Genomic DNA, 19,433 nt, shown 5'->3' on the forward strand with positions numbered 1-19,433 from the left:
ACGACCGCCGTCGCGCGGTCAGCCCTTGATGTTACAGACGGGGAACGTGCGCGCGACGCGGTCGCCGATGCCCAGCGCGTCGGAGACCCGGACCACCTCGTCGACGTCCTTGTAGACGCCCGGCGCCTCCTCGGCGACGGTCGCGCCGCTCTGAGCCTTGACGTAGACGTGGCTCTGCTCGCGGAGGTCGTCCTGCACGTCGCCGCCCCAGAACTCCTGTTTGGCCTGCGTCCGGCTCATCAGCCGGCCGGCGCCGTGGGCGGTCGACCCGAAGGTCTCCGAGAGCGACTGCTCGCCGCCGCGCAGGACGTAGCTGCCCGCGCCCATGCTTCCGGGGATGATGATCGGCTGGCCCACGTCCCGGAAGGCGGGCGGGAGCTCTGGCCGGCCAGCGGGGAACGCTCGCGTCGCTCCCTTCCGGTGAACGAACAGCTCGCGCTCCTCCCCCTCTTCTACTTCGTGTGTCTCCCGCTTCGCGATGTTGTGCGCCACGTCGTAGAGGAGGTCCATCTCCAGAGCCTCCCAGGAGGTGTCGAAGGCGTCCGCGAAGACCTCGCGGGTGCGGTGCATGATGAGCTGGCGGTTCACCCAGGCGAAGTTTATGGCGGCGCACATCGCGCCGTAGTAGTCCTCCGCGAGCTGCGAGCCCGCGGGCGCCGCGGCGAGTTCCTTGTCCGGAAGCTGGTCCAGTAGTCCGGCGTGGGCCTGTTCGATGTCGCGCAGGTAGTCGGTACAGACCTGGTGGCCCAGCCCGCGCGAGCCGCAGTGGATCAGCACGACGATCTGGTCCTCCGCGAGGCCGAAGCGCTCGGCCACGTCGTCGCGGTAGACGTCGGTGACCCGCTGGACTTCGAGGAAGTGGTTGCCGCTCCCGAGGCTGCCGATCTGGTTCTTCCCGCGGTCCTTGGCCTTCTGGGAGACCCTGTCCGGGTCGGCGTCGTGGCGGACCCCCTCGTCCTCGCAGTGCTCCAGATCCTCGGGGACGGCGAAGCCCTCCTCCAGCGCCCACTCCATGCCGCGTCCGAGGATCGCGTCGACGTCGCCTTTCGTCCCCTCGTAGACGCCGCCCCCGCCCAGGCCGGACGGGATCCCCTCGAAGAGGGCGTCGACGAGTTCCTCCTCGCGGCCCTGCACGTCCGCGTAGGTGAGGTTCGTCTTCATCATCCGGACGCCGCAGTTGATGTCGTACCCCACCGCTCCGGGCGAGATACAGCCGTTCTCGGCGTCGATGCCGGCGACGCCGCCCACGGGGAAGCCGTAGCCCTGGTGGCCGTCGGGCATACAGACCGCGTACTTCCGGACGCCGGGGAGGTGCGTCGCGTTCTTGAGCTGCTGGAGCGTCTTGTCCTCGCTGATCTCGTCGAGGAGGTCCTCGCTGGCGAGGACGCGCGCCGGCCGGTTCATCCCGCCTTCCTGCGGGATCTCCCAGACGTAGTCCCTGACCTTCTCCAGGGTGATGCCGTCCGCGTCGTAGGTGGTCATGGGCGTAACTCCGCCGCGGGCGCCGGAATAGGTTTCGCTGTCAGTGTGTGCGATCGCGTTCGATTTTTTCGTGTCCCTGTCGCAGTTGTTTCTGGTCGATTGGTCGTGACCGGAAGTCGAACCGGAGTGACTCCACGATCCGTTAGGGGTTGAAAGCCCCCGGCGCGCTCGCGGTCGCTGCGTCTGCTCACGGGCGGCGAAGCCGCCCGTTCGCATGGTATGAGGGACCTTCGGTCCCTCACTAGTCGCGCCACCGCAGTTGATCGAACCTTCTCCGGGTGATCGAATCAGTCGAGCGCCGGTGCTGGTTCGTCGCGGTCCCGGTCGCGTCGGTCGGCAGTCGCGAGATAGGCGTCCAGCGAGAGCGGGCCGGCGCCGAGCGTAAAGACGGCCGAGAGCATCCCGAACAGCGTCACGTGGGCGAGCACGGGGTCGTCGGGCAGGCCGAACAGCGTGAGCACGAGCATCGAGAAGGCGACCGCCGCGGTTCCGCGGGTGTAGAGGCCGACGATCAGGAGCAGGCCGACGCCGATCTCGGTCAGGCCGGCGCCGACCACCCACAGGCCGGCGTCGACGGGGACGACGCTCGTCAGGTCGTACCGGTCGACGACGAGCAGCGCCTGCGAGGGGTTCGCGAGCTTCTCGACGAGGCCGAGGTAGGCGAAGGCGACGCCCAGCCCGACGCGGAGGACGGTCGCGACGTAGCGCTCGTAGGACTCCACGAGCACAGCGAACCGCTCGGCCGCACCGTGAACGGGGTCGATCCGGCCGTAGTAGGTCCCGGGCGCGCTCGCGACTTGCTTGAGCATGTGGTCGGCACTGGGGCGGCCGCTGCCCAGCAGGACGATGGCGAGGAAGCCGGGGATGTACTCAATCGCGAGGACGAGTACGGGGTTGAACGCCAGCGCGGTCAGGTAGGATAGGAGACCAGCCACGGCGACCGCCCGCGTCGCCAGTCCGAACAGGATCAGGAACCCGAGCGAGACCTGCAGGAGTCGCGCGTTGACCTCGACGGCGGGGCTGAAGAGGTAGCCTGCGAACCCGGCGCCGATGAGCGGGAGGCCGATGCTCAGCCGGAGCATCCAGGGGACGTACTCGCGGTAGGAGGCGAGCGCCTCGCGGAGCGCGTCCAGGTCGGGGACGATCGGCCGCAGGAGAACCAGCGCACCGAGGAGCACACCGACCGCGACGGTCCCGCCGCCGAGCAGCGCGGCATTGGTCGGGTTCGAGAGGACTTCGGCAGCGAATTCGACGGCGTCCCGCGCCGCCGTCGGCGGGTCGGTGACGTAGTCGACGTGCGCGCTCGCCCGCCCGGCGAGCGCCGCGAGCGCGACCGCCCAGAACCCCGCACTCAGCGCCATCCGCCGACCCGTTGTTGACATACACGCGGCTAGCCGCCCGGCGGGGATAAAGCCACAGAACCCGCACCGGCGACAGCGACCCGGGCCGGTTCAGACGTCGAAGACGACGTAGGCGTGCCAGCCGTCGGCGCTCTCCGAGAGGTCCATCTCGGAGTAGGTCACGGCTTTCAGGTCGCGCGCCTCGACGCGGTCGAACCCGATCCCGCGCGCAGATCCCTCGACGCGCCACTCGCCGTCCGATTCCTCGACGACGGCAGCCTCGTTGTCGACGGGGAGGACCCCTCGCACGTCGCGCTCGTAGATGAGTTCGTCCAGGTAGTCGAACAACAGGGCCTCGCGGCTCTCGGCCGCGACGGAGAACGAGAATCGGTCACCTCCCTCGGCCGGGATCTCGTCGCACATCGCGGCCGCCATCCCGTCGGCGACGGCGCCGAAGACGGCGTCGAGCGAGTCGCCGGTGGCCTCCACCGCCACGTCGGCGGTGTGTTCGCGCAGGTCGAAGCTCACGCGTCACCACCCGCCGACGTCTCGTCGCTGGCGCCGTCGAGTTCGCGTCCGCCGGACCGGTCGCCGTCGCCGCTCGGCCGATCCCCGTCGGTCGGGTCGCCGTCGACGGGACGGCCGTCGTCTCCCGATCCGTCACCGTCGCCGGGTCGGCTGCTGACGGTGTTCTCGTGGCCCTCCTCGGTCCCGAACTCGTCGAGCATGTAGTGGCGGACTTCCTCCTCGTCCTCCAGTTCCGACGCGTCGAGGTCGGGGTGGAGGGCAGCGAACTCGTGGTAGGCCTGCTCGCGGATGTCGCCGGCGGCCTTGCCCGTGAAGTCGCTCAGGTCGGCGGCGGTCTGGGTCCCCCAGTTCCCGAGGTCGTGCACGCCGTCGCGGGCCTGTTCCCGGATCGCTTCGAGGCTCGCGATCTCGCGGTCGCCGTCCACCGCGTCCGAGTCGCCGGTCGCGACGCCGCTGGTGACGATGGAGCGGATCCCCTCTTCGACGGTGAGGTCCACGTCGTAGACGCGCTCGGAGGAGACGTGGATGACGTACCCGCCCATCACGGGGTTCGGTGCCATCGGCATGAACAGCGTCGTCATGTCCTCGTGGCCGGTCGTGTCGGCGATGGTCGGCGGCGACTCGGCGGTGACGAACGCCAGCGAGTACGACTCCGAGCGGGGGAATTCGACGAGTTTCACCTCGCGGAAGCTCTCGGCGTCGTTCGACAGGAGCAGTTCGGTCATCTCGTTGAAGCTCGTGTAGAGGGAGCCGATGCCGGGGATCCGCGCCATCGCCGTGTCGAACACCCGTTCGAGCTGGTTCCCCGATCGCGTCTCGGCGACGAGTCCGAGGACGAACACCATCCCCACGAACGTCGCGATGGCGAGCAACTTCATCGTCAGATCGTCGACGTCCTGCCCGATCCCGAACCCCTCGTTGATGACGAGCACCACGGGCGTGATAGCCTGCAGGATGAAGTTGATGACGAAGACGAGGATCATGACCGTGACGACCAGCGGGATGGTCAGCGCGGCGCCGGAGATGAGAATCTGTCTGACCTTGCCCCCGAGCGTCGGGCCAGACTCGCCCGAGGCGGGAGCGGATGACAGCAAAACCATACGGGTGGGTCACCTCGGTCCGCCGAAAGTCTTTCGGGGTTGGTAGGTACGCGGCCGTTGCCCGCTGCCGATGGAATTATAGTGACTTGCGCGTTATTGCACCGATAGTGAGCGTCAACGTCGAGCGACGGGTCGTCGATCCGGGGGACGCCGACTACGTCGAGCAGGCCTGGCAACTCAAAGAGCGCATCCGCGCCGAGGACGGAGTGCTCCGCCAGCGCCGCGGCTTCTTCGAGAACGCCTACAGGCGTTCGACCGTCTACCTCTTCGTCGACAGGGGCGACCGCGGCACGCTCGTCGGGTTCGCGGCCGTCCGCCGCGACGGCTACATCCTCTTTCTCGCGGTCGACGACGACTATCAGGGCGAGGGGTTCGGCGAGGCCCTCGTCGCTCGCGTCGCCGAAGACTACAGTTCCGTAACCTGCCACGCGCGGACGACCAACCGCGACGCGATCCGCTTCTACCAGCACATCGGCTTCTCCATCGAGCGCCGCATCGACAACTACTACGAGGACGGCGGCGACGCCTACTACCTCAAACTCGGCGAGGAGGAGGGGCTCGCGGACCGGTTGTCGAAGTTGCTGGGGGGATAGCGGGACGCGAACAGAGTGAGCGTCCCGGAGATAACGAGCGGGGAGCGGAGCGACCCGCGAGTAGGGAGGTCGACCGAAGGGAGACCTCCGGGAAGGCGAGCGGGGTCCTGTCGAACGAAGTGAGACAGGGCTCGGAAGACGAGCGGAGCGAGTCTTCCGGTGAGCGGAGCGACCCGCGAGTAGGGAGGTCGACCGAAGGGAGACCTCTGGGAAGGCGAGCGGGGTCCTGTCGAACGAAGTGAGACAGGGCTCGGAAGACGAGCGGAGCGAGTCTTGCGGTGAGCGGAGCGACCCGCGAGCAGGGAGGTCGAGCGGAGCGGGACGCGAACAGAGTGAGCGTCCCGGATATTGTGAACGGGGAGCGGAGCGACCCGTGAGCAGGGAGACCTCCGAGAGAGCGAGCGGCGACCACCGGGGAGCCGCGAGCAGCGGATCGCGAACGAAGTGAGCGTCTCGAAATTGCGAACGCCGCCAGTACTGATCGGCGGCTTCCGACGTGCGCGACGATCCGTGAGCGCAAACGCTTTAGCGCCCCGTTCGAAATCGGGTAGCCGTGCAGGAACAGACGCGGGCGTACCTCCGGGGGCGCTTCGGCGACCACTACCGCCGGACGGAGTTTTCGCCCCCGCCGGACGCCAACGAGCGCGAGTGGGGCTACATCCCGTGGACGGAGGGCCCCGGCGAGACGATGGTCCGCCACCGCTCGCTGCTCGACATGGGGTCGCTCGACGACTTCCTCGCCCGCGAGCGCCCGAAACACGTCTACTTCTCGGCCGGGCGCTACGACAGCCCGGCCGCGAGTTCGATGAGCGAGAAGACCTGGCGCTCCTCGGACCTGATATTCGACCTCGACGCCGACCACCTCCCCTCGGTCACCCTCGGCGAGGACAGCTACGCCGAGATGCTCGACAAGTGCAAGGACGCGCTGTTCCGACTGCTGGACTTCCTCGATTCCGATTTCGGCTTCGAGGACACGACAGTCGTCTTCTCGGGCGGTCGCGGCTACCACGTCCACGTCCGCGACGCCCTCGTCCAGGAACTCGGGAGCGACGCGCGACGGGAGATCGTCGACTACGTCCGCGGGATCGGCCTCGATCCGGAACTCGTCGAGACGACGGAGATGCGCGGCGGCGTCAGCCGGCGCGTCCTCGAGACGCAGGGCGGGTGGGGCCGCCGCGTCCACGAGCGCCTCCTCGACTTCGTGGACGAGATTCTGGCGATGGAGGAGGACGAAGCAAAGGCCCGCTTGCAGGAACTCGACGGCATCGGCGAGGGGCGGGCGAACACCGTCTACGGCGCGCTGGAGAACAACGCCGAGGCGGTCGAAGCGGGCAACATCGAACTCGGCGGCGTCGGGCTGCGGACGCTACTGGACGCGTTCGTCACGGAGGTCGTCGAGAAACAGAACGCGCCCATCGACGAGCCAGTGACGACCGACGTGAACCGGCTAATCCGTCTGCCGGGGAGCCTCCACGGCGGGAGCGCGCTCGAAGTCAAACGGCTCTCCCGCGACGAGCTAGAGGTGTTCGATCCGCTGGTCGACGCGGTCCCGGAGACGTTCGTCGGTCACGAGATCAACGTGCAGGTGACGGACCCCGGAACGGTCGAGCTGAAGGGCGATAGTTTTAATCTCCAGGCGGGTGAGGTTTCCGTTCCGGAGTACCTGGGCGCGTTCCTGATGGCCAGAGGGCGCGCCGAGAAGGCACCAGAATGATCGAGGGAGACGAACAGCGATGATGGACCTGGACGAACTGCGCTCGGTGCAGAGTCGCGAACGGCAGACCGACAGCCTCCAGCAGCTACGGGAGTCGTTCTACCAGGACGCCGGCGAGTTCATCCAGCAGCTCCACCGCGAGCGCGAGCGGGCCGCCAACGAGGCCGACGACCCCTGGGACGCCCCGGAGGTCACGCGCTTGAGCGACGACATCGACACGGCCGAGCAGACGGTCGAGGCGATCTACGAGCGCCGCGTCGGCAAGATCGTCAAGATGGCGTCGCTCGCCGCCGCGGACATGCCGACCGAGGACGAGGGGCTCACCGCGGAGGAGCAGACGCTGTTCGACACGCTCGTCGACGCCATCGAGCGCAACCGAGCCAACGTCGAGGCCGTCATCGACGGTGAAAACCCCGCCGAGGCCGTCGCCGACGCCGGACCGGATCCGGCGACCGCCGCTGACCCGAGTCCCGGCAGCCAGGCCGGTTCGGAGCGAGACTCGGGTCGAACCGACGTTCCGACCGACGCCGCGGCGGCCGCGGACGAATCCGGGCCGACACCGCCGGATTCGCCCGCGGGCCCGGCCGAGGGCGGTGCCGCGGCCGAATCGGGCGTCGATGCGGCCGACCTGATGGGCGGCGACGGACCCGAGGAAACTCGGGCTGAAGCGGAGGCCGGGGACGACGCCACGACGGGCGCCGATGTCCCCGCGGAGCAGGGGACCGACCGGCCGACTCCGCCCGACGAGGGCTACGGCGAGCCCGACGCGTCCGCACCCGATTCCGACGGCCCGTCCGGAGCAGACGGAGCCGACGAAGCGGATACGGCAGACGCCCCGTCGGTCGACCGCACGACGGTCCGGATCACGACCGACGTGGGCGAGATATTCGGCGTCGACCAGCGCGCCTACGACCTCTCGACCGACGACGTCGTCCAACTGCCCGAGGCGAACGCGGGGCCGCTCGTCGAGCGCGACGCCGCAGAGCGACTCGACTGAGTGGGGTGTTTTCTGCGAGAGATCAGGGTCCGACAGCGACGCCGCTCAGGACCGCGGATCCGGTCGCGATCCGAGCGTGAGTTCGACGGTCTGTTCCTCGCCGTCACGGAGGACGGTCACGTCGATGGTGTCGCCGGGACTGGTCTCCAGCGCGAGGAAGCTGGCGAGCGCCTCACGGGTCGGAATCGGCGTGTCCTCCATCGCGACGACCACGTCGCCGCCGGTCGGGACCGACTGGCCGTCTATCGTGGTCTCGCCGCTGTTGCCACGGAGGACGCCGTCCGATGGACCACCCTCGCGCACGACAGCGATGTAGACGCCGACGCGGTCGTCGACGCCGTTGGCCTGGGCGAGCAGCGGTCCGGCGGTCTGGAGGCGCACGCCCATGTACGAGTGCTCGTACTCGCCGTCTTCGAGGAGCGCCGGGATCACGCGGCGGACGAGCGGCGCGGAGATGGCGAAGCCGATGTTGTCGCCGCCGCCGGAGTTGATGACGCCAGTGACGTTGCCGTCGAGCGTGACGAGCGGGCCGCCGGAGTTACCCGGGTTGACCGGGGCGTCCGTCTGGATCGCGTCGGGGATCGAGAAGTCGTTCGGCGCGGGGAGCGTCCGATTGACGCCGCTGACGATACCCGAGGAAACCGAGCCGACGAACCTACCGAACGGGTTGCCGATGGCGACGACCTCCGTCCCCACGGCGGGGTCGGACTCGCGCAGCGCCAGCGGCTGGGCGCTCTCGGGTAACTCCGCGACTGAGAGGACCGCGAGGTCGCTGTACACGTCGGCGCCCTCGACTGTCGCGTCGAGCCAGCCGCCGTCGCTGAACCGGAGATAGATCGCTTCGGCCCCCTCGACGACGTGCTGGTTCGTGACGACGTGGCCGTCGCTGTAGACGAAGCCGGTGCCGCTCGACGGGTTCGGTCCGCCGGTGTGAACCTGGATCTGAGCGATCGAGTCCACCGTGGACTGGTAGACGTCGGCGTACGCGCCGTCCTCGGACTCGCCGGACTGGTCGAACTGCTCGAAGTCGCCGGCCGCGCCGCCGTCGTCGACCGGCGTCTCCGTCTCCGTCTCCGGATCGACCGGAGTCGTGTCCTCGGTGTCGCTCGGACCGTCGCCGAACAGGCCGGAACAACCGGCGGTCCCGGCCGCGAGCGCCGTCCCGCAGGCCGCGAGGAAGCGGCGCCGTGACGAGTCGGGGATGTCCATAGGGGCCCGTCGGCGACCAGCCTGAAAAATCCGCGGACCGACTCGCGACACCGCCTCCGTCAGGCGGCCCTCGGTACCCGTTGACAGGCGAATCCAGCGAATCTCTCCCCCTAAGGGGGGTTTTTGGGCGTCTACGGTCAAGCGGAGTCGACCGAATGGCACGTCCAGACCCCCACGGCAGTTTCGACGAGATCCGCGACGAAGTCGACGGCCACCCGATGCTCAGCCTCTTCCGGTACGCCGTCCCGTACTGGGCGCCGCTGGCCCTCGGCGTCGTTTCGACGATGATCAACCGCGTCGCGCGGCTGTTCCCGGCGTTGCTGATCGCCGCCGCGATCGACCTCGCGGTCAACCCCTCGGGCACCGCGAACAGCGTCCTGTCGGCGATCAACCTCGTCCCCTCGGAGCCGGTCCCGCTCGACGACAGGCAGGCGCGCCTCGACATGCTCTACTACCTCGGCGCGCTGGCGGCGGGCGCCTACGTCGTCCAGTCGATCAGTCACTTCGGGTCGCGCTACTTCTTTCAGACGACGGCCCAGCGCATCCAGCACGACCTCCGACTCGACACGTACGACCACATGCAGCGGCTGTCGCTCGACTTCTTCAACAACCACCAGACCGGTGGGATGATGTCGATCCTCAACAGCGACATCAACCGGCTGGAAGACTTCTTCAACGCCGAGATCCGCGAGATCACCCGCGCGATCATGATCTTCGGGCTCGTCGGCGGGTGGATGATCTACACGGCCCCCCGCCTGGGACTGCTCGTGCTGGTCCCCGTGCCGATCATCGCCCTGATCACGGCGAAGTTCATCATGTGGATCGAACCGAAGTACAAGCGGATCCGCGAACTCGTCGCGCGGATGAACACCCGCCTGTCGAACAACCTCGGCGGGGCGGCCATCGTGAAGTCCTTCGACCGGTACGACGTGGAACGCGACCGCGTCGCCGAGCAGTCCGGCGGCTACCGCGACGAGAAGATCGGCGCCATCACCGTCCGGAAGGCGTTCTTCGCCTCGTTGCGGCTGCTCGTCGGCGCGATGTTCGTGACGATCCTCGTCCTCGGGGGGACCGACGCCGTCACCGCAGGCGGCCTGACCGCGGGGACGTTCGTCACGTTCTTCATGTTCCTGCGCTACCTCGACGGACCGATGACCCGGATCGGCAAGACCGCCAACAACTACCAGAAGGCCAAATCCAGCGCCGAGCGCGTCTTCGGCGTCCTCGGCTACACGGCCGACGTCACGGACGCCGCGGACGGGTACGCGCCCGACGAGGTCGACGGCCGCGTCGGCTTCGAGGACGTCGACTTCAGCTACTCCGAGGGCGGCGACCAGATCCTCGACGGCGTCGACCTCGACGTCGAAGCGGGCGAGACGGTCGGCTTCGCTGGCACCAGCGGCTCGGGCAAGTCGACGCTCCTGAAACTCCCGCCGCGGTTCTACGACGTCGACGACGGCGCGGTCACCATCGACGGGACGGACGTGCGCGAGTACGACCTGCAGACGCTGCGCAACCGGATCGGTGTCGTCGAGCAGGACCCGTACATGTTCTCGGGGACTATCCGCGAGAACATCGCCTACGGCGACGACGAGCTGTTCCGGTCGGTGCTAGAGAACTTCGGTGACATTCCCGACCACGTCGAAGCGCAGGTGCGCGAAGCGGCGAAGGCCGCCGGCGCGCACGCGTTCATCACGGACCTGCCCGACGGCTACGACACGATGGTCGGCGAGCGCGGTGTGAAGCTCTCCGGCGGGCAGCGCCAGCGCATCTCCATCGCCCGCACGCTCCTGAACGACCCCGACGTCATCGTCCTCGACGAGGCGACCTCCGACGTGGACACCGAGACCGAGGAGCTCATCCAGCGCAACCTGGAGACGCTGACGGCCGACCGCACGGCGTTCATCATCGCTCACCGCCTCTCAACCATCCAGGACGCCGACCGCATCGTCGTCATGGACGAGGGCGAGGTCATCGAGACGGGGAGCCACGACGACCTCGTCGACCACGGCGGCGCGTACGCGGGCCTGTGGGCCTCTCAGACCGACGAGGACGCCGCCCCGGGCGTCGCCGGCGCGGACGACTGACGGCCGCCCCGAGCCGCCGGCCCGCTTCTCGTCGCTTCAGATCACGCCTCGGCCGAACCGTCGCCGCGAGGCTCGCCGACGCGACGGAACAGCATCCCCTCGAACAGGAGTTCGACGGACTCGTCCGCAGTGAAGAACTCCGCGTCCGTCGTGCTTTCGACGCAGTCGACGTCGGTGAATCGACAGCAGTGGGACGCCAGGTCCGTGGGGAGCAGTCGGATCTCGAACCCCTCGACTTCGCCGCCGAACTCGACGTTGAGACGGGCGCCATCTTCCGTCACCGTCGCCCGGTGGTTGCCGCTCGGGGTCTTGTAACGGCCGGTCAGGGCGCGAACGCGCCGCTCGATGGACCGGACCGGGTCGACCGAATCGGGATCGTGCCCGGCCGCGAGTGCGAGGGCGTCCCGAGCTGGGCCCCCAGGGTCGGCGACTCCGTTACACGCGATTGCGATCCCGATGCCCTCGTCTTCGAGAAAGCCGACGTAGGCGCCCGAAGCGCCCGTGTTCCCGCCGTGGCCGACCAGCGCGTCGGTCCCGAACGGTCGGATCTCCCACCCGTAGCCGTACGTGAACTCGGTCCCGTCGACCAGACGCTTGCGAGTGGCCAGGGGTTCGCGCATCCGATCGAGCGACGCGTCGTCGACGGACGAACCGCCCTCGATGTGCGCCTGTATGAACCGTGCGAGGTCTGTGACGCTCGCGATCAGCCCGCCGGGTCCCCGCAACACGTCGCTGGACAGAACGGGGTTGTCGGACACCGGTGCCTCGCGGAATTCGCCGTCTTCGGTGACGTAGGGGCACATCACGTCCGCAGACGGGTCTCCCAGCACCGAACTGTCGTACGTCGTCCCATCCATCCCGAGCGGGTCGAACACCTCGCGCTCGACGAACGACTCGAAGTCCGTCCCGGACACTGACTCGACGAGGTGAGCCAGCACGGCGTATCCGGAGTTGTAGTACAAGAAACGGTCGCCGTCGGTCCGCCGCCGGTCGAGCGTCCCGTCGACGAACGCGCGGAAGTCGTCCCAGCCGTCGAGGTCCCCGGCCGCGAACGCGAGGTCGTCGTTCGGCATCCCCGACGTGTGCGAGAGCAGTTCGGCGACGGTGATCGGGTCTCCGGGAGCGCCCTCGAAGTACGACAGGTACGCGGAGACCGGGTCCACTACGTCGATCCGGTCGCGGTCGGCGAGAGTGAGGACAGCCAGCGCGGTCACCGGCTTGGAGACGGACCCGACGGCGTAGCGAGTGTCCGCGGTCGCGGGCGCGCTCGGGTCGAGCGTCCGTTCGCCGAATCCGATCGCGGCGAGGACCTCCGACCCGTCGGTCAGCGCGACGCTCGCGCCCGGGCAGCCCGCGTCGTCGAACCACGATTCGACGCGGGCGAGCGCCGCTTCGACGCGGTCGGCGGATGCTCCGGTATCGCCGCGATTCGCAGAGGGGCTGTCGGGAGCCATCGTCCGTTGCTGTCGGCTGGGCGACGTATATCGGTTGGTGGTTCCGGCTGCTCGGAGTGGTCGCCGCTCGTCGGGGGATCCCCGTCCGCGCGGGGTAAAGTACAACACCGAGTTCCCCAAAGGGAAGGGCATGGCTCCGAAGGTCGCGACGGACGGCTCCGGACGGCCGGACTGGCGACGCCCCGCGCTCCGGGTCGGGCTGGAGATCGCGCTCGTCGCGCTCGTCGCGGCCTACCTCGCGATCCACCTCTCCTCACCGCTCGTCGTCGCGCTCCTCGTCGTCGCGGCCGTCGTCGGGTCGGTCGCGTTGCTGTTCCGCGAACTCGACCGGCAGGCCTACGCATGGGTTCGGTACGCGAGCAATCGCGCACAGCAGAACCAGCAGAAAAAGCGGCGCGAGCGGGAGAAGCGACGACGACAGCGAGAGGCCGCCGCGAAGCAGGCGTCGGACGGACGACGGCAGCAGTCCAAAGACGGCTAGACGCCGTCGAGCGGCCGTTAGTTCGCGGCCACCACGACGAACACGATGGCGAATCCGTATCCGGAGAGTCCAAGCAGGAACAGCACGAGCGGGATCTGGCCCGGGAACCACTGCGTGTTCATCCGGCGGCGGGTCGCGCTGGACAGCGTCACGCCCGCGTCGGCGTTCGCGCCGACGGTCGCGATCCCGGTGTCCATTGCCCCGAAGACGAGACACGCGCACAGGAAACACCCCACCATGAGGAGGCTTCCGAGGACCGTCAGCGAGAGACCCAGGATCAGGGTGAGGACGGACAGTCCCACCGCGACGGCACCGGCTCTGACGATCGTGTACTCCCAGATGGCTCGTGCGAGAGCCGCTACGTCCATACCCGATCATGTATATCAGTCAACCAAAACTCCGGCGATGAACTGCCGCTGGTCGTAGCATTAAGTGTGTCTGCGCCCTATCACGAGGCGAACCATGGAACTGACCTGGCACGGCCACTCGACCTGGCTCGTCACGGTGGGGAGCACAGATCTGCTGATCGACCCGTTCTTCGAGAACCCGAAGACGGACACCGACCCGGAGGAACTCGACCCGGACTACGTCCTGCTCACGCACGGGCACGCGGACCACATCGGCGACGTGGACCGCTACGAGGAAAACACGCTGGTCGCCTCGCCAGAGGTCGTCGAGTACTGCCGCGACCAGTACGGCGACTTCGACGCGGTCGGCGGGATGGGGATGAACCTCGGCGGCACCGTCGAGATCGGCGACGCCTTCGTCACGATGCATCGCGCCGACCACACCAACGGCATGGACACCAGCTACGGCACCTCGGGCGGCATGCCCGCGGGCTTTATCATCTCGGACACGAAGCCGACGCAGGTCGCGGACGAGGAGTCGACGACGTTCTACCACGCCGGCGACACGGGCCTCATGACGGAGATGCGCGACGTGATCGGGCCGTTTCTGGAACCGGACGCCGCCGCGCTCCCTGTCGGCGACCACTTCACGATGGGCCCGATGCAGGCCGCCATCGCGTCCGACTGGCTGAACGTCGACCACGTCTTCCCGATGCACTACGACACGTTCCCGCCGATCGAGATCGACACCGACCGGTTCGTGAACGAGGTGGCCGGGACCGGTAGCGACGCCGAGGTCCACGTCCTCGACGGCGACGAGACGTTCGACCTCTCCGAGGGCTACTGAGTCGCTCCCGACGGGTCGGCCGCCGGACCGACTGGGGTCCAGGCGGCGGCCGAACACGGTCGGTTAGGTATTCTTTAGGAGTGGGGGGTCGATGTGCCGAGTGCAATGTCCGATATCGAAGTCACGAGCGTCTGTGAAGAGGGATACACGGTCGAAAACGAGATCGACGGCGAGTGGTCGCTCGTCGTCGACGCGCTATCCGAGGACGGCCCCACCGCCAACCAGGTGCTGGCGGCCGACTACGTCTCCTGTTACATCCCGGCGCTCCGCGTCGCTGCCGGCGAGTACGACTACGACGACATCGGCCGCGTCGAGGCCGAAGTCGGTGCCGACCTCGACGAGGACGACGACCTCGAGTCGATGACCTGGACGCTCAAGGTCGAAGCCGACCTCGGGAACGACGGCCAGGACATCGTCGAACGCGGCGAAGAGATCTGCCACGTCCACTCGGCGCTCCGGGACGAACTCCACGCCGACATCACGCTCGAAGACGACGCGTTCTAGAAGCGGACCGCGGTCAGGCCGGGACTTCTTCCTCGCCGTTTCCTTCGTCGCCGTGGACGCGCTCGACGACGTCGTTGACGATGACGATGTCGCCGACCGCCTGCACCCAGCGATACGGGACGATGATGCCGCGGGAGGCGCTCACTTCCGGATCGAACAGCTCGCCGTTGATCTGGTGGAGCGCCAGCCCGGTCACCTGCTGGACGTCGAGGTCCAGGCGCAAGTCCTCGACTTCGCCGACGAACACGCCGTTTTTGGTGTAGACTTCCCGCCCCACGAGCGTCGTGATCTCCTGCGGCGCCGTCTCGGGATTCATATAGCGTACCTCGTGTGGCGGGGGCTTAAAATCTTGTTCTACGTCTGACGCCCCGGCTTAGCCACCGTCTGTCGGCCGTCGTTCGTGCGTCCGACGGACACGACGCCGAGGGGGTTAAACGGGACAAGACCGTACGGACCGGCGATGAGTGAAGCGAGTGACGACGCGACCGACGAGGAGCTCGAACGGATCCGCGAGCGAAAGAAGGAACGACTCCGATCGGAGGGTCCGGACGCCGCCAGGGCGTCGGACGGCGACGGCCAGGCCGCCGACGAGACGCCCGACGAGCCGGTCCACGTCGAGGACCAGGCTCACTTCGAGGAGGTCGTCGCAGACGGCGTCGTCCTCGTCGACTTCTACGCGGACTGGTGCGGCCCGTGCAAGATGCTCGAACCGATCGTCGACGACATCGCGGAGACGACCGACGCGACCGTCGCGAAGGTCGACGTCGACGCCCAACAGGGGCTGGCCCGCGAATACGGCGTCCAGGGCGTCCCGACGATGTTCCTGTTCGTCGACGGCGAGGCGACCGAACGCCGCGTCGGCGTCCAGGACGAGGGCGCGCTGCGCGACCTGATCGCCCAGCACGTCTGACCGAACGAACGAGGCGTATAGATTTCCGGTTACGGCGGTTCTATTAGCGGAATATCCGGGAAACTGGCCGATCTGTGGTGCGTGCTTACCTAGCAGTGGTTTCTGTGGGTTCGATTGAGTAATGAAGTCGAGTTACCGGGACCGTTACTAACAGCAAGCGATGAAATCCCTCGGCGCGCTCGCAGTCGCTGAGTCGGATATCCTCGCTGCGCTCGGATAGTGCCGACTCAGCCGACTACATAAACGCGAGCGCGCCTCGCCCTTTCAGTCCGCCAGGACCGCAACCACACAGCACCGCGCCTCACGCCTCCCCAACCGATTCCCTCGGTCGTTGCGCTCCCTCGGTCATCCCTCGCGCGGCTTCGTCGCGGCACGGAGGCCGCGACAGCGCGCGCCACCGCAGTTGTTCACTCTGAAAGCCGAACTAACTGGCTCGCCTCATCGGAGAGAACCGTGTGAGAACTACGCTTTGGCTCCCTCGAACGGACGGTTCTCTGCCATCAGTCGCCGGGAGTGGCCGCGCCGGTGTCGATCGGGTCCTCGATGTCCCCCGTGACCGACTCCAGCAGGTCGGTCACGGTGACCATCCCGACGACCTCGCCGTCTTCGATGACGAGCGCGAGCTCCTGGTTCTCCGCCTGGAACTGGTCGATAGCGTCGCTGACGTCCGTGTCCGGTGACATCGTCACCGGCGGCGCGGCCAGTTCCGCGAAGTCGACGTCGCCGTCACCGGCCAGCCGCTCGCGGTTGCGCATGAGGACGGGCAGGTAGACGACGCCCCGGAAGTCGGTCAGGTCCTCGCCGACGAGCGGGTAACGGGTGTGCGGGTGAGCCTCGATCCGGTCGAAGTTCTCCGCGGTGTCGACGGCGGTCGACAACGGAGCGATGTCCCCCGCCGGGACCATCACGTCGCGGACGGGCTGTTCGCCGATTTGGAGGGCGTTCATGACCTCGTCGCGGCGCTCCTCGGAGAGGTCGCCCTCGTTGAGGACCGAGCCGAGTTTGTTCCGCAGGTCGGCGCGCGACTCGATGACGTCCTCCTCGGTCTCCAGCCACGCGCCGGTCATCTCGATACCGAACAGCCGCAGCGTCCACTTGGCGATCGAGTCGCCCAGCGTGATCAGCGGCGAGATGGCCCAGTTGAACCAGTAGAGCGGCGCGGCGCCGTACCGACAGACCATCCGCGAGCGCTCGACGCCGAGGTACGTCGGCGTCTGCTCGCCGTGGGTGAGGTGGACGAGGTTGATGATCAGGAAGGCGATGATAGCGCCGGCGCCGACGGTCGCCAGCCGCGTGCCCTCGAACACCGGGTAGAAGATCGCCGCCAGCGCCGGTTCGGCGACGATACCCACCGCGATACTGGAGGCGGTGATCCCCACCTGACAGGTGGTGAGGTAGATCTCGAGGTTGTTCGTCATCTCCCAGGCCCGCTCCAGGGCCGCGCTGCCGTCGACGAACTCGTCCTCGGTGAACTGCCGCGCCCGCGTCAGCGCGAACTCGATCGCGACGAAGAAGCCGTTGGCGAGGATCAACCCGACGCCCGCGACCAACCGGATCCCGACTTCCAGGGTGTTCATCGAGCCGTGCGCCTGCGCTACCCCGACGCCCGCGACCAACCGGATCCAGGTCTCCAGGGCACTCATCGCCGCCGGCTTCTCCTTCGAGGATTATAGAAGCGGCGGAAGGCCCGATACCGCTGTCGAGCGGTGCTGTGGAGTCTCTCCGAACGGTTGCCGTGATCTCCGAAGCGCCCTGAAAGATTATGCTATTGCGTCCCACAGCCACGGGTATGCCTTCGACGCTGGTCCATCTCGCCTTCGGCGGGATGATCGCCGCCGCGCTGCTGGGGTCGGTCTTCGACCGGCGGTCGCTGCTGGTCGTCCTCGCCGTCGTCGCCGCGCCGGATCTGGACTCGTTCATCGCGCTCGTCTCCGTCGCCGGCCACCGCACCGTCCTGCACACCTACCTGATCCCGATCAGCGCGGGCCTCCTGCTGTACGCCGACACGCGGATCCGCGACCGCTCGTTCGTCCGCGGCCGCTGGGGACCCGAGGGGGCCCGCCTCGCCTGGGTCAGCGTCGTCGCGCTCGCGTTCGCCGGGATCGGCCTCGACTTCGTGGACCACGGCGTCAACCCGCTGTGGCCGCTGCACGACCAGTTCTACGTCCTCGACGGGCGCTTCGAGATCTCCGACCAGCGCGGGATCGTCCAGTCGTACGTCGACCTGAGCCCCGACACCGAACAGTCCGGCCCGCGGAGCCGCGGCTCCTCCCAGGAGGTCAACATCTCTACCGGCGTCGACCCGAACCCGGGCGGGGAGGGCGGCGGGCCCGACCCGGACACGGTCGAAGACCCCGAACGCATGTTCCCGGTCGTCCGCCACGGCTGGCAGCTCGCCATCCTGGTCAGCGGGACCGTCGTGACCGGCGCACGCCTGTGGATGGGCGACGTCGACGAGAACTGAACTGCGTCGGGAACACGACTGAGGCGCCGAACGGTCAGAGGTCGTCCGGGAGCCCCTCGCCGGCGGCGTCGACGGCGATCACGTCGTCGACAGCCCGGCGCGCGCTGGCGGTGTCTTTGAGGCCGGTCCCGGTGGCGACGACGGCGACGCGCTCGCCGGACGCGACTGTCCCCCGCTCGCGCGCGGTCCGGACGCCGGCGACGGCGGCCGCGCTCGCGGGCTCGGCGAAGACGCCCTCGCACTCGCCGAGGAGGCGCTGGGCGTCGAGTATCTCCGCGTCCGAGACGACGACCGCGTCACCGTCGCTGTCCCGGAGCGCGCGGCAGGCCTTGCCCGCGTTGTGCGGGACGCCTACGTCGATGCTGTCGGCGGTCGTCTCCCCGTTTCCATCGGTAGGACGACCCGTTCCGCCGTCGTTGCGGTCGTCGGGCCCGTCCGCTGACTCGGTGACGAACCGGTCGTAGATCGCGGTCGCGCCCTCGGCCTGGACGCCGAGCATGCGCGGCGTCTCGTCGAGGAACCCGAGGCGCTCGAACTCCCGGAGGCCCTTCCAGGCGCCGGCGAGCGAGCAGCCGTTGCCCATCGGCATGGCGACCCAGTCGGCGTCGGGTGCCTGCTCGGCGAGTTCGAACCCCAGGGTCCGCTTGCCCTCGACCGCGTAGGGGTTCATCGCGGCGTTGCGATTGTACCAGCCCCGCTCGGCCGAGACCTCGCGACAGAGCTCGTATGCGTCGGCGTAGGTGCCGTCGACCCCCAGCACGGTGGCGCCGTAGAGGCGCGGCTGGACCGCCTTCGCTTCGGGGAGGTCCGCGGGGACGAAGATACGGCACTCTAGATCGGCGCGAGCGGCGTAGCCGGCGAGGGAGGCGGCGGCGTTCCCGGTCGAGGCGCAGGCGACCACGTCGTGACCCTGCTGGCGGGCGCGCGAGACGACGACGGCGCTCCCGCGGTCCTTGTTCGACCCGGTCGGGTTGCTCGTCTCGTTTTTCACGAGCGCCTCGACGCCCAGCGCGTCGCCGAGGGCGGGGGCGTCGAGGAGGTCGGTCCCGCCGGCGCCGAGTCTGACGGGCTCGCCGTCGACCGGCAGGAGCGGTCCGTAGGTCCACAGATCCTCCGTCGGGCCGTCGAGCGCGGCGGCCACGCGCTCGCGAACGGCATCGTAGTCGTAGCACACGTCGAGGATGCCGGCGACGCCGTCGTGGTCCGGGCAGGTGTACTCGACGTCGTCGGGGGCGTAGCGCCGACCGCAGCGTTCGCAGGCCAGGGCCTCGACGGAGGTCATCTGTTGGTTCGGTTCCCAGTCGGTCCGACCGTCACAAATGCCTTCTGGGTTTCCGGCGGACAACTGGTACCGATCCGCACGTAGCCCGCAAACG

The 19,433-nt window shown here is 68.3% G+C and carries 19 protein-coding genes; 9 read left to right on the forward strand and 10 right to left on the reverse strand.

Annotated elements, in window-relative coordinates; translation table 11 throughout:
* Window positions 1–18 precede the first annotated feature (18 nt).
* From ACMGFH_RS05100 to ACMGFH_RS05115, 4 genes are all read right to left on the reverse strand, one after another.
* The gene (locus tag ACMGFH_RS05100; RefSeq protein WP_415381726.1) at window positions 19–1,482 is read right to left on the reverse strand and encodes an RtcB family protein; all 1,464 of its coding nucleotides are present in this window, start codon (window positions 1,480–1,482) and stop codon (window positions 19–21) included.
* Between the two features lie 287 nt (window positions 1,483–1,769).
* Window positions 1,770–2,864, reverse strand: a complete 1,095-nt coding sequence (locus tag ACMGFH_RS05105; RefSeq protein WP_415381727.1) for a DoxX family protein — start codon at window positions 2,862–2,864, stop codon at window positions 1,770–1,772.
* A 69-nt stretch (window positions 2,865–2,933) separates the two neighbouring features.
* Window positions 2,934–3,350 (reverse strand): archease, encoded by a 417-nt coding sequence (locus ACMGFH_RS05110; protein ID WP_415381728.1) that lies wholly within the window; start codon window positions 3,348–3,350, stop codon window positions 2,934–2,936.
* Window positions 3,347–4,450: a DUF502 domain-containing protein gene (locus ACMGFH_RS05115; RefSeq protein ID WP_415381729.1), complete on the reverse strand. Its 1,104-nt coding sequence runs from the start codon at window positions 4,448–4,450 to the stop codon at window positions 3,347–3,349. Before ACMGFH_RS05115 ends, ACMGFH_RS05110 begins: the two co-directional genes overlap by 4 nt.
* Window positions 4,451–4,557: 107 nt before the next feature.
* Here ACMGFH_RS05115 and ACMGFH_RS05120 point away from each other — a divergent pair, with 107 nt between their 5' ends.
* The 3 genes from ACMGFH_RS05120 (at window position 4,558) to ACMGFH_RS05130 (ending at window position 7,754) form a co-directional block, all read left to right on the forward strand.
* The gene (locus ACMGFH_RS05120) at window positions 4,558–5,043 is read left to right on the forward strand and encodes a GNAT family N-acetyltransferase (protein WP_415381731.1); all 486 of its coding nucleotides are present in this window, start codon (window positions 4,558–4,560) and stop codon (window positions 5,041–5,043) included.
* A gap of 553 nt (window positions 5,044–5,596) precedes the next feature.
* Complete coding sequence (gene priS / locus ACMGFH_RS05125; RefSeq protein WP_415381733.1) at window positions 5,597–6,757, forward strand: DNA primase small subunit PriS; 1,161 nt, start codon at window positions 5,597–5,599, stop codon at window positions 6,755–6,757.
* Between the two features lie 22 nt (window positions 6,758–6,779).
* Window positions 6,780–7,754, forward strand: a complete 975-nt coding sequence (locus ACMGFH_RS05130) for a hypothetical protein (protein ID WP_415383196.1) — start codon at window positions 6,780–6,782, stop codon at window positions 7,752–7,754.
* Window positions 7,755–7,799: 45 nt separating this feature from the next.
* On the opposite strand, the gene ACMGFH_RS05135 is transcribed toward ACMGFH_RS05130, so the two are convergent.
* Window positions 7,800–8,963: a S1C family serine protease gene (locus ACMGFH_RS05135; protein ID WP_415381734.1), complete on the reverse strand. Its 1,164-nt coding sequence runs from the start codon at window positions 8,961–8,963 to the stop codon at window positions 7,800–7,802.
* A gap of 155 nt (window positions 8,964–9,118) precedes the next feature.
* On the opposite strand from ACMGFH_RS05135, the gene ACMGFH_RS05140 reads away from it, so the two are divergent.
* The gene (locus tag ACMGFH_RS05140; RefSeq protein WP_415381735.1) at window positions 9,119–11,050 is read left to right on the forward strand and encodes an ABC transporter ATP-binding protein; all 1,932 of its coding nucleotides are present in this window, start codon (window positions 9,119–9,121) and stop codon (window positions 11,048–11,050) included.
* A gap of 41 nt (window positions 11,051–11,091) precedes the next feature.
* Here the strand turns inward: ACMGFH_RS05140 and ACMGFH_RS05145 are convergent, their stop codons facing one another.
* Window positions 11,092–12,504 (reverse strand): serine hydrolase, encoded by a 1,413-nt coding sequence (locus tag ACMGFH_RS05145; RefSeq protein WP_415381736.1) that lies wholly within the window; start codon window positions 12,502–12,504, stop codon window positions 11,092–11,094.
* 130 nt (window positions 12,505–12,634) lie between these two features.
* Here ACMGFH_RS05145 and ACMGFH_RS05150 point away from each other — a divergent pair, with 130 nt between their 5' ends.
* The gene (locus tag ACMGFH_RS05150; protein WP_415381737.1) at window positions 12,635–12,985 is read left to right on the forward strand and encodes a hypothetical protein; all 351 of its coding nucleotides are present in this window, start codon (window positions 12,635–12,637) and stop codon (window positions 12,983–12,985) included.
* 17 nt (window positions 12,986–13,002) lie between these two features.
* Here the strand turns inward: ACMGFH_RS05150 and ACMGFH_RS05155 are convergent, their stop codons facing one another.
* Entirely contained in the window at window positions 13,003–13,353 is a 351-nt protein-coding gene (locus ACMGFH_RS05155) for a hypothetical protein (protein WP_415381739.1), read from the reverse strand.
* A gap of 94 nt (window positions 13,354–13,447) precedes the next feature.
* On the opposite strand from ACMGFH_RS05155, the gene ACMGFH_RS05160 reads away from it, so the two are divergent.
* Together ACMGFH_RS05160 and ACMGFH_RS05165 are read left to right on the forward strand one after the other, a co-directional pair.
* On the forward strand, window positions 13,448–14,179 hold the full coding sequence (locus ACMGFH_RS05160; protein ID WP_415381740.1) for a metal-dependent hydrolase: 732 nt from the start codon (window positions 13,448–13,450) through the stop codon (window positions 14,177–14,179).
* A gap of 105 nt (window positions 14,180–14,284) precedes the next feature.
* Window positions 14,285–14,683 carry an OsmC family protein gene (locus ACMGFH_RS05165; RefSeq protein WP_415381742.1) on the forward strand — a complete coding sequence of 133 codons (399 nt, stop codon included), beginning with the start codon at window positions 14,285–14,287 and terminating at the stop codon, window positions 14,681–14,683.
* A gap of 13 nt (window positions 14,684–14,696) precedes the next feature.
* Here ACMGFH_RS05165 and ACMGFH_RS05170 read toward each other — a convergent pair whose 3' ends face one another.
* On the reverse strand, window positions 14,697–14,999 hold the full coding sequence (locus tag ACMGFH_RS05170) for a PRC-barrel domain-containing protein (protein WP_415381743.1): 303 nt from the start codon (window positions 14,997–14,999) through the stop codon (window positions 14,697–14,699).
* A gap of 144 nt (window positions 15,000–15,143) precedes the next feature.
* Between ACMGFH_RS05170 and trxA the strand changes: the two genes are divergently transcribed.
* Window positions 15,144–15,593 (forward strand): thioredoxin, encoded by a 450-nt coding sequence (trxA, locus tag ACMGFH_RS05175; RefSeq protein WP_415381744.1) that lies wholly within the window; start codon window positions 15,144–15,146, stop codon window positions 15,591–15,593.
* Window positions 15,594–16,093: 500 nt separating this feature from the next.
* On the opposite strand, the gene ACMGFH_RS05180 is transcribed toward trxA, so the two are convergent.
* Window positions 16,094–17,170: a CNNM domain-containing protein gene (locus ACMGFH_RS05180; protein WP_415383198.1), complete on the reverse strand. Its 1,077-nt coding sequence runs from the start codon at window positions 17,168–17,170 to the stop codon at window positions 16,094–16,096.
* 212 nt (window positions 17,171–17,382) lie between these two features.
* Between ACMGFH_RS05180 and ACMGFH_RS05185 the strand changes: the two genes are divergently transcribed.
* On the forward strand, window positions 17,383–18,057 hold the full coding sequence (locus tag ACMGFH_RS05185) for a metal-dependent hydrolase (RefSeq protein WP_415381746.1): 675 nt from the start codon (window positions 17,383–17,385) through the stop codon (window positions 18,055–18,057).
* A gap of 34 nt (window positions 18,058–18,091) precedes the next feature.
* On the opposite strand, the gene thrC is transcribed toward ACMGFH_RS05185, so the two are convergent.
* Window positions 18,092–19,339, reverse strand: coding sequence for a threonine synthase (gene thrC, locus ACMGFH_RS05190; RefSeq protein WP_415381747.1), 1,248 nt, complete (start codon window positions 19,337–19,339; stop codon window positions 18,092–18,094).
* Window positions 19,340–19,433: the final 94 nt, after the last annotated feature.

The sequence above is a fragment of the Halosimplex rarum genome (assembly GCF_047715405.1).
GTDB lineage: Archaea > Halobacteriota > Halobacteria > Halobacteriales > Haloarculaceae > Halosimplex > Halosimplex rarum.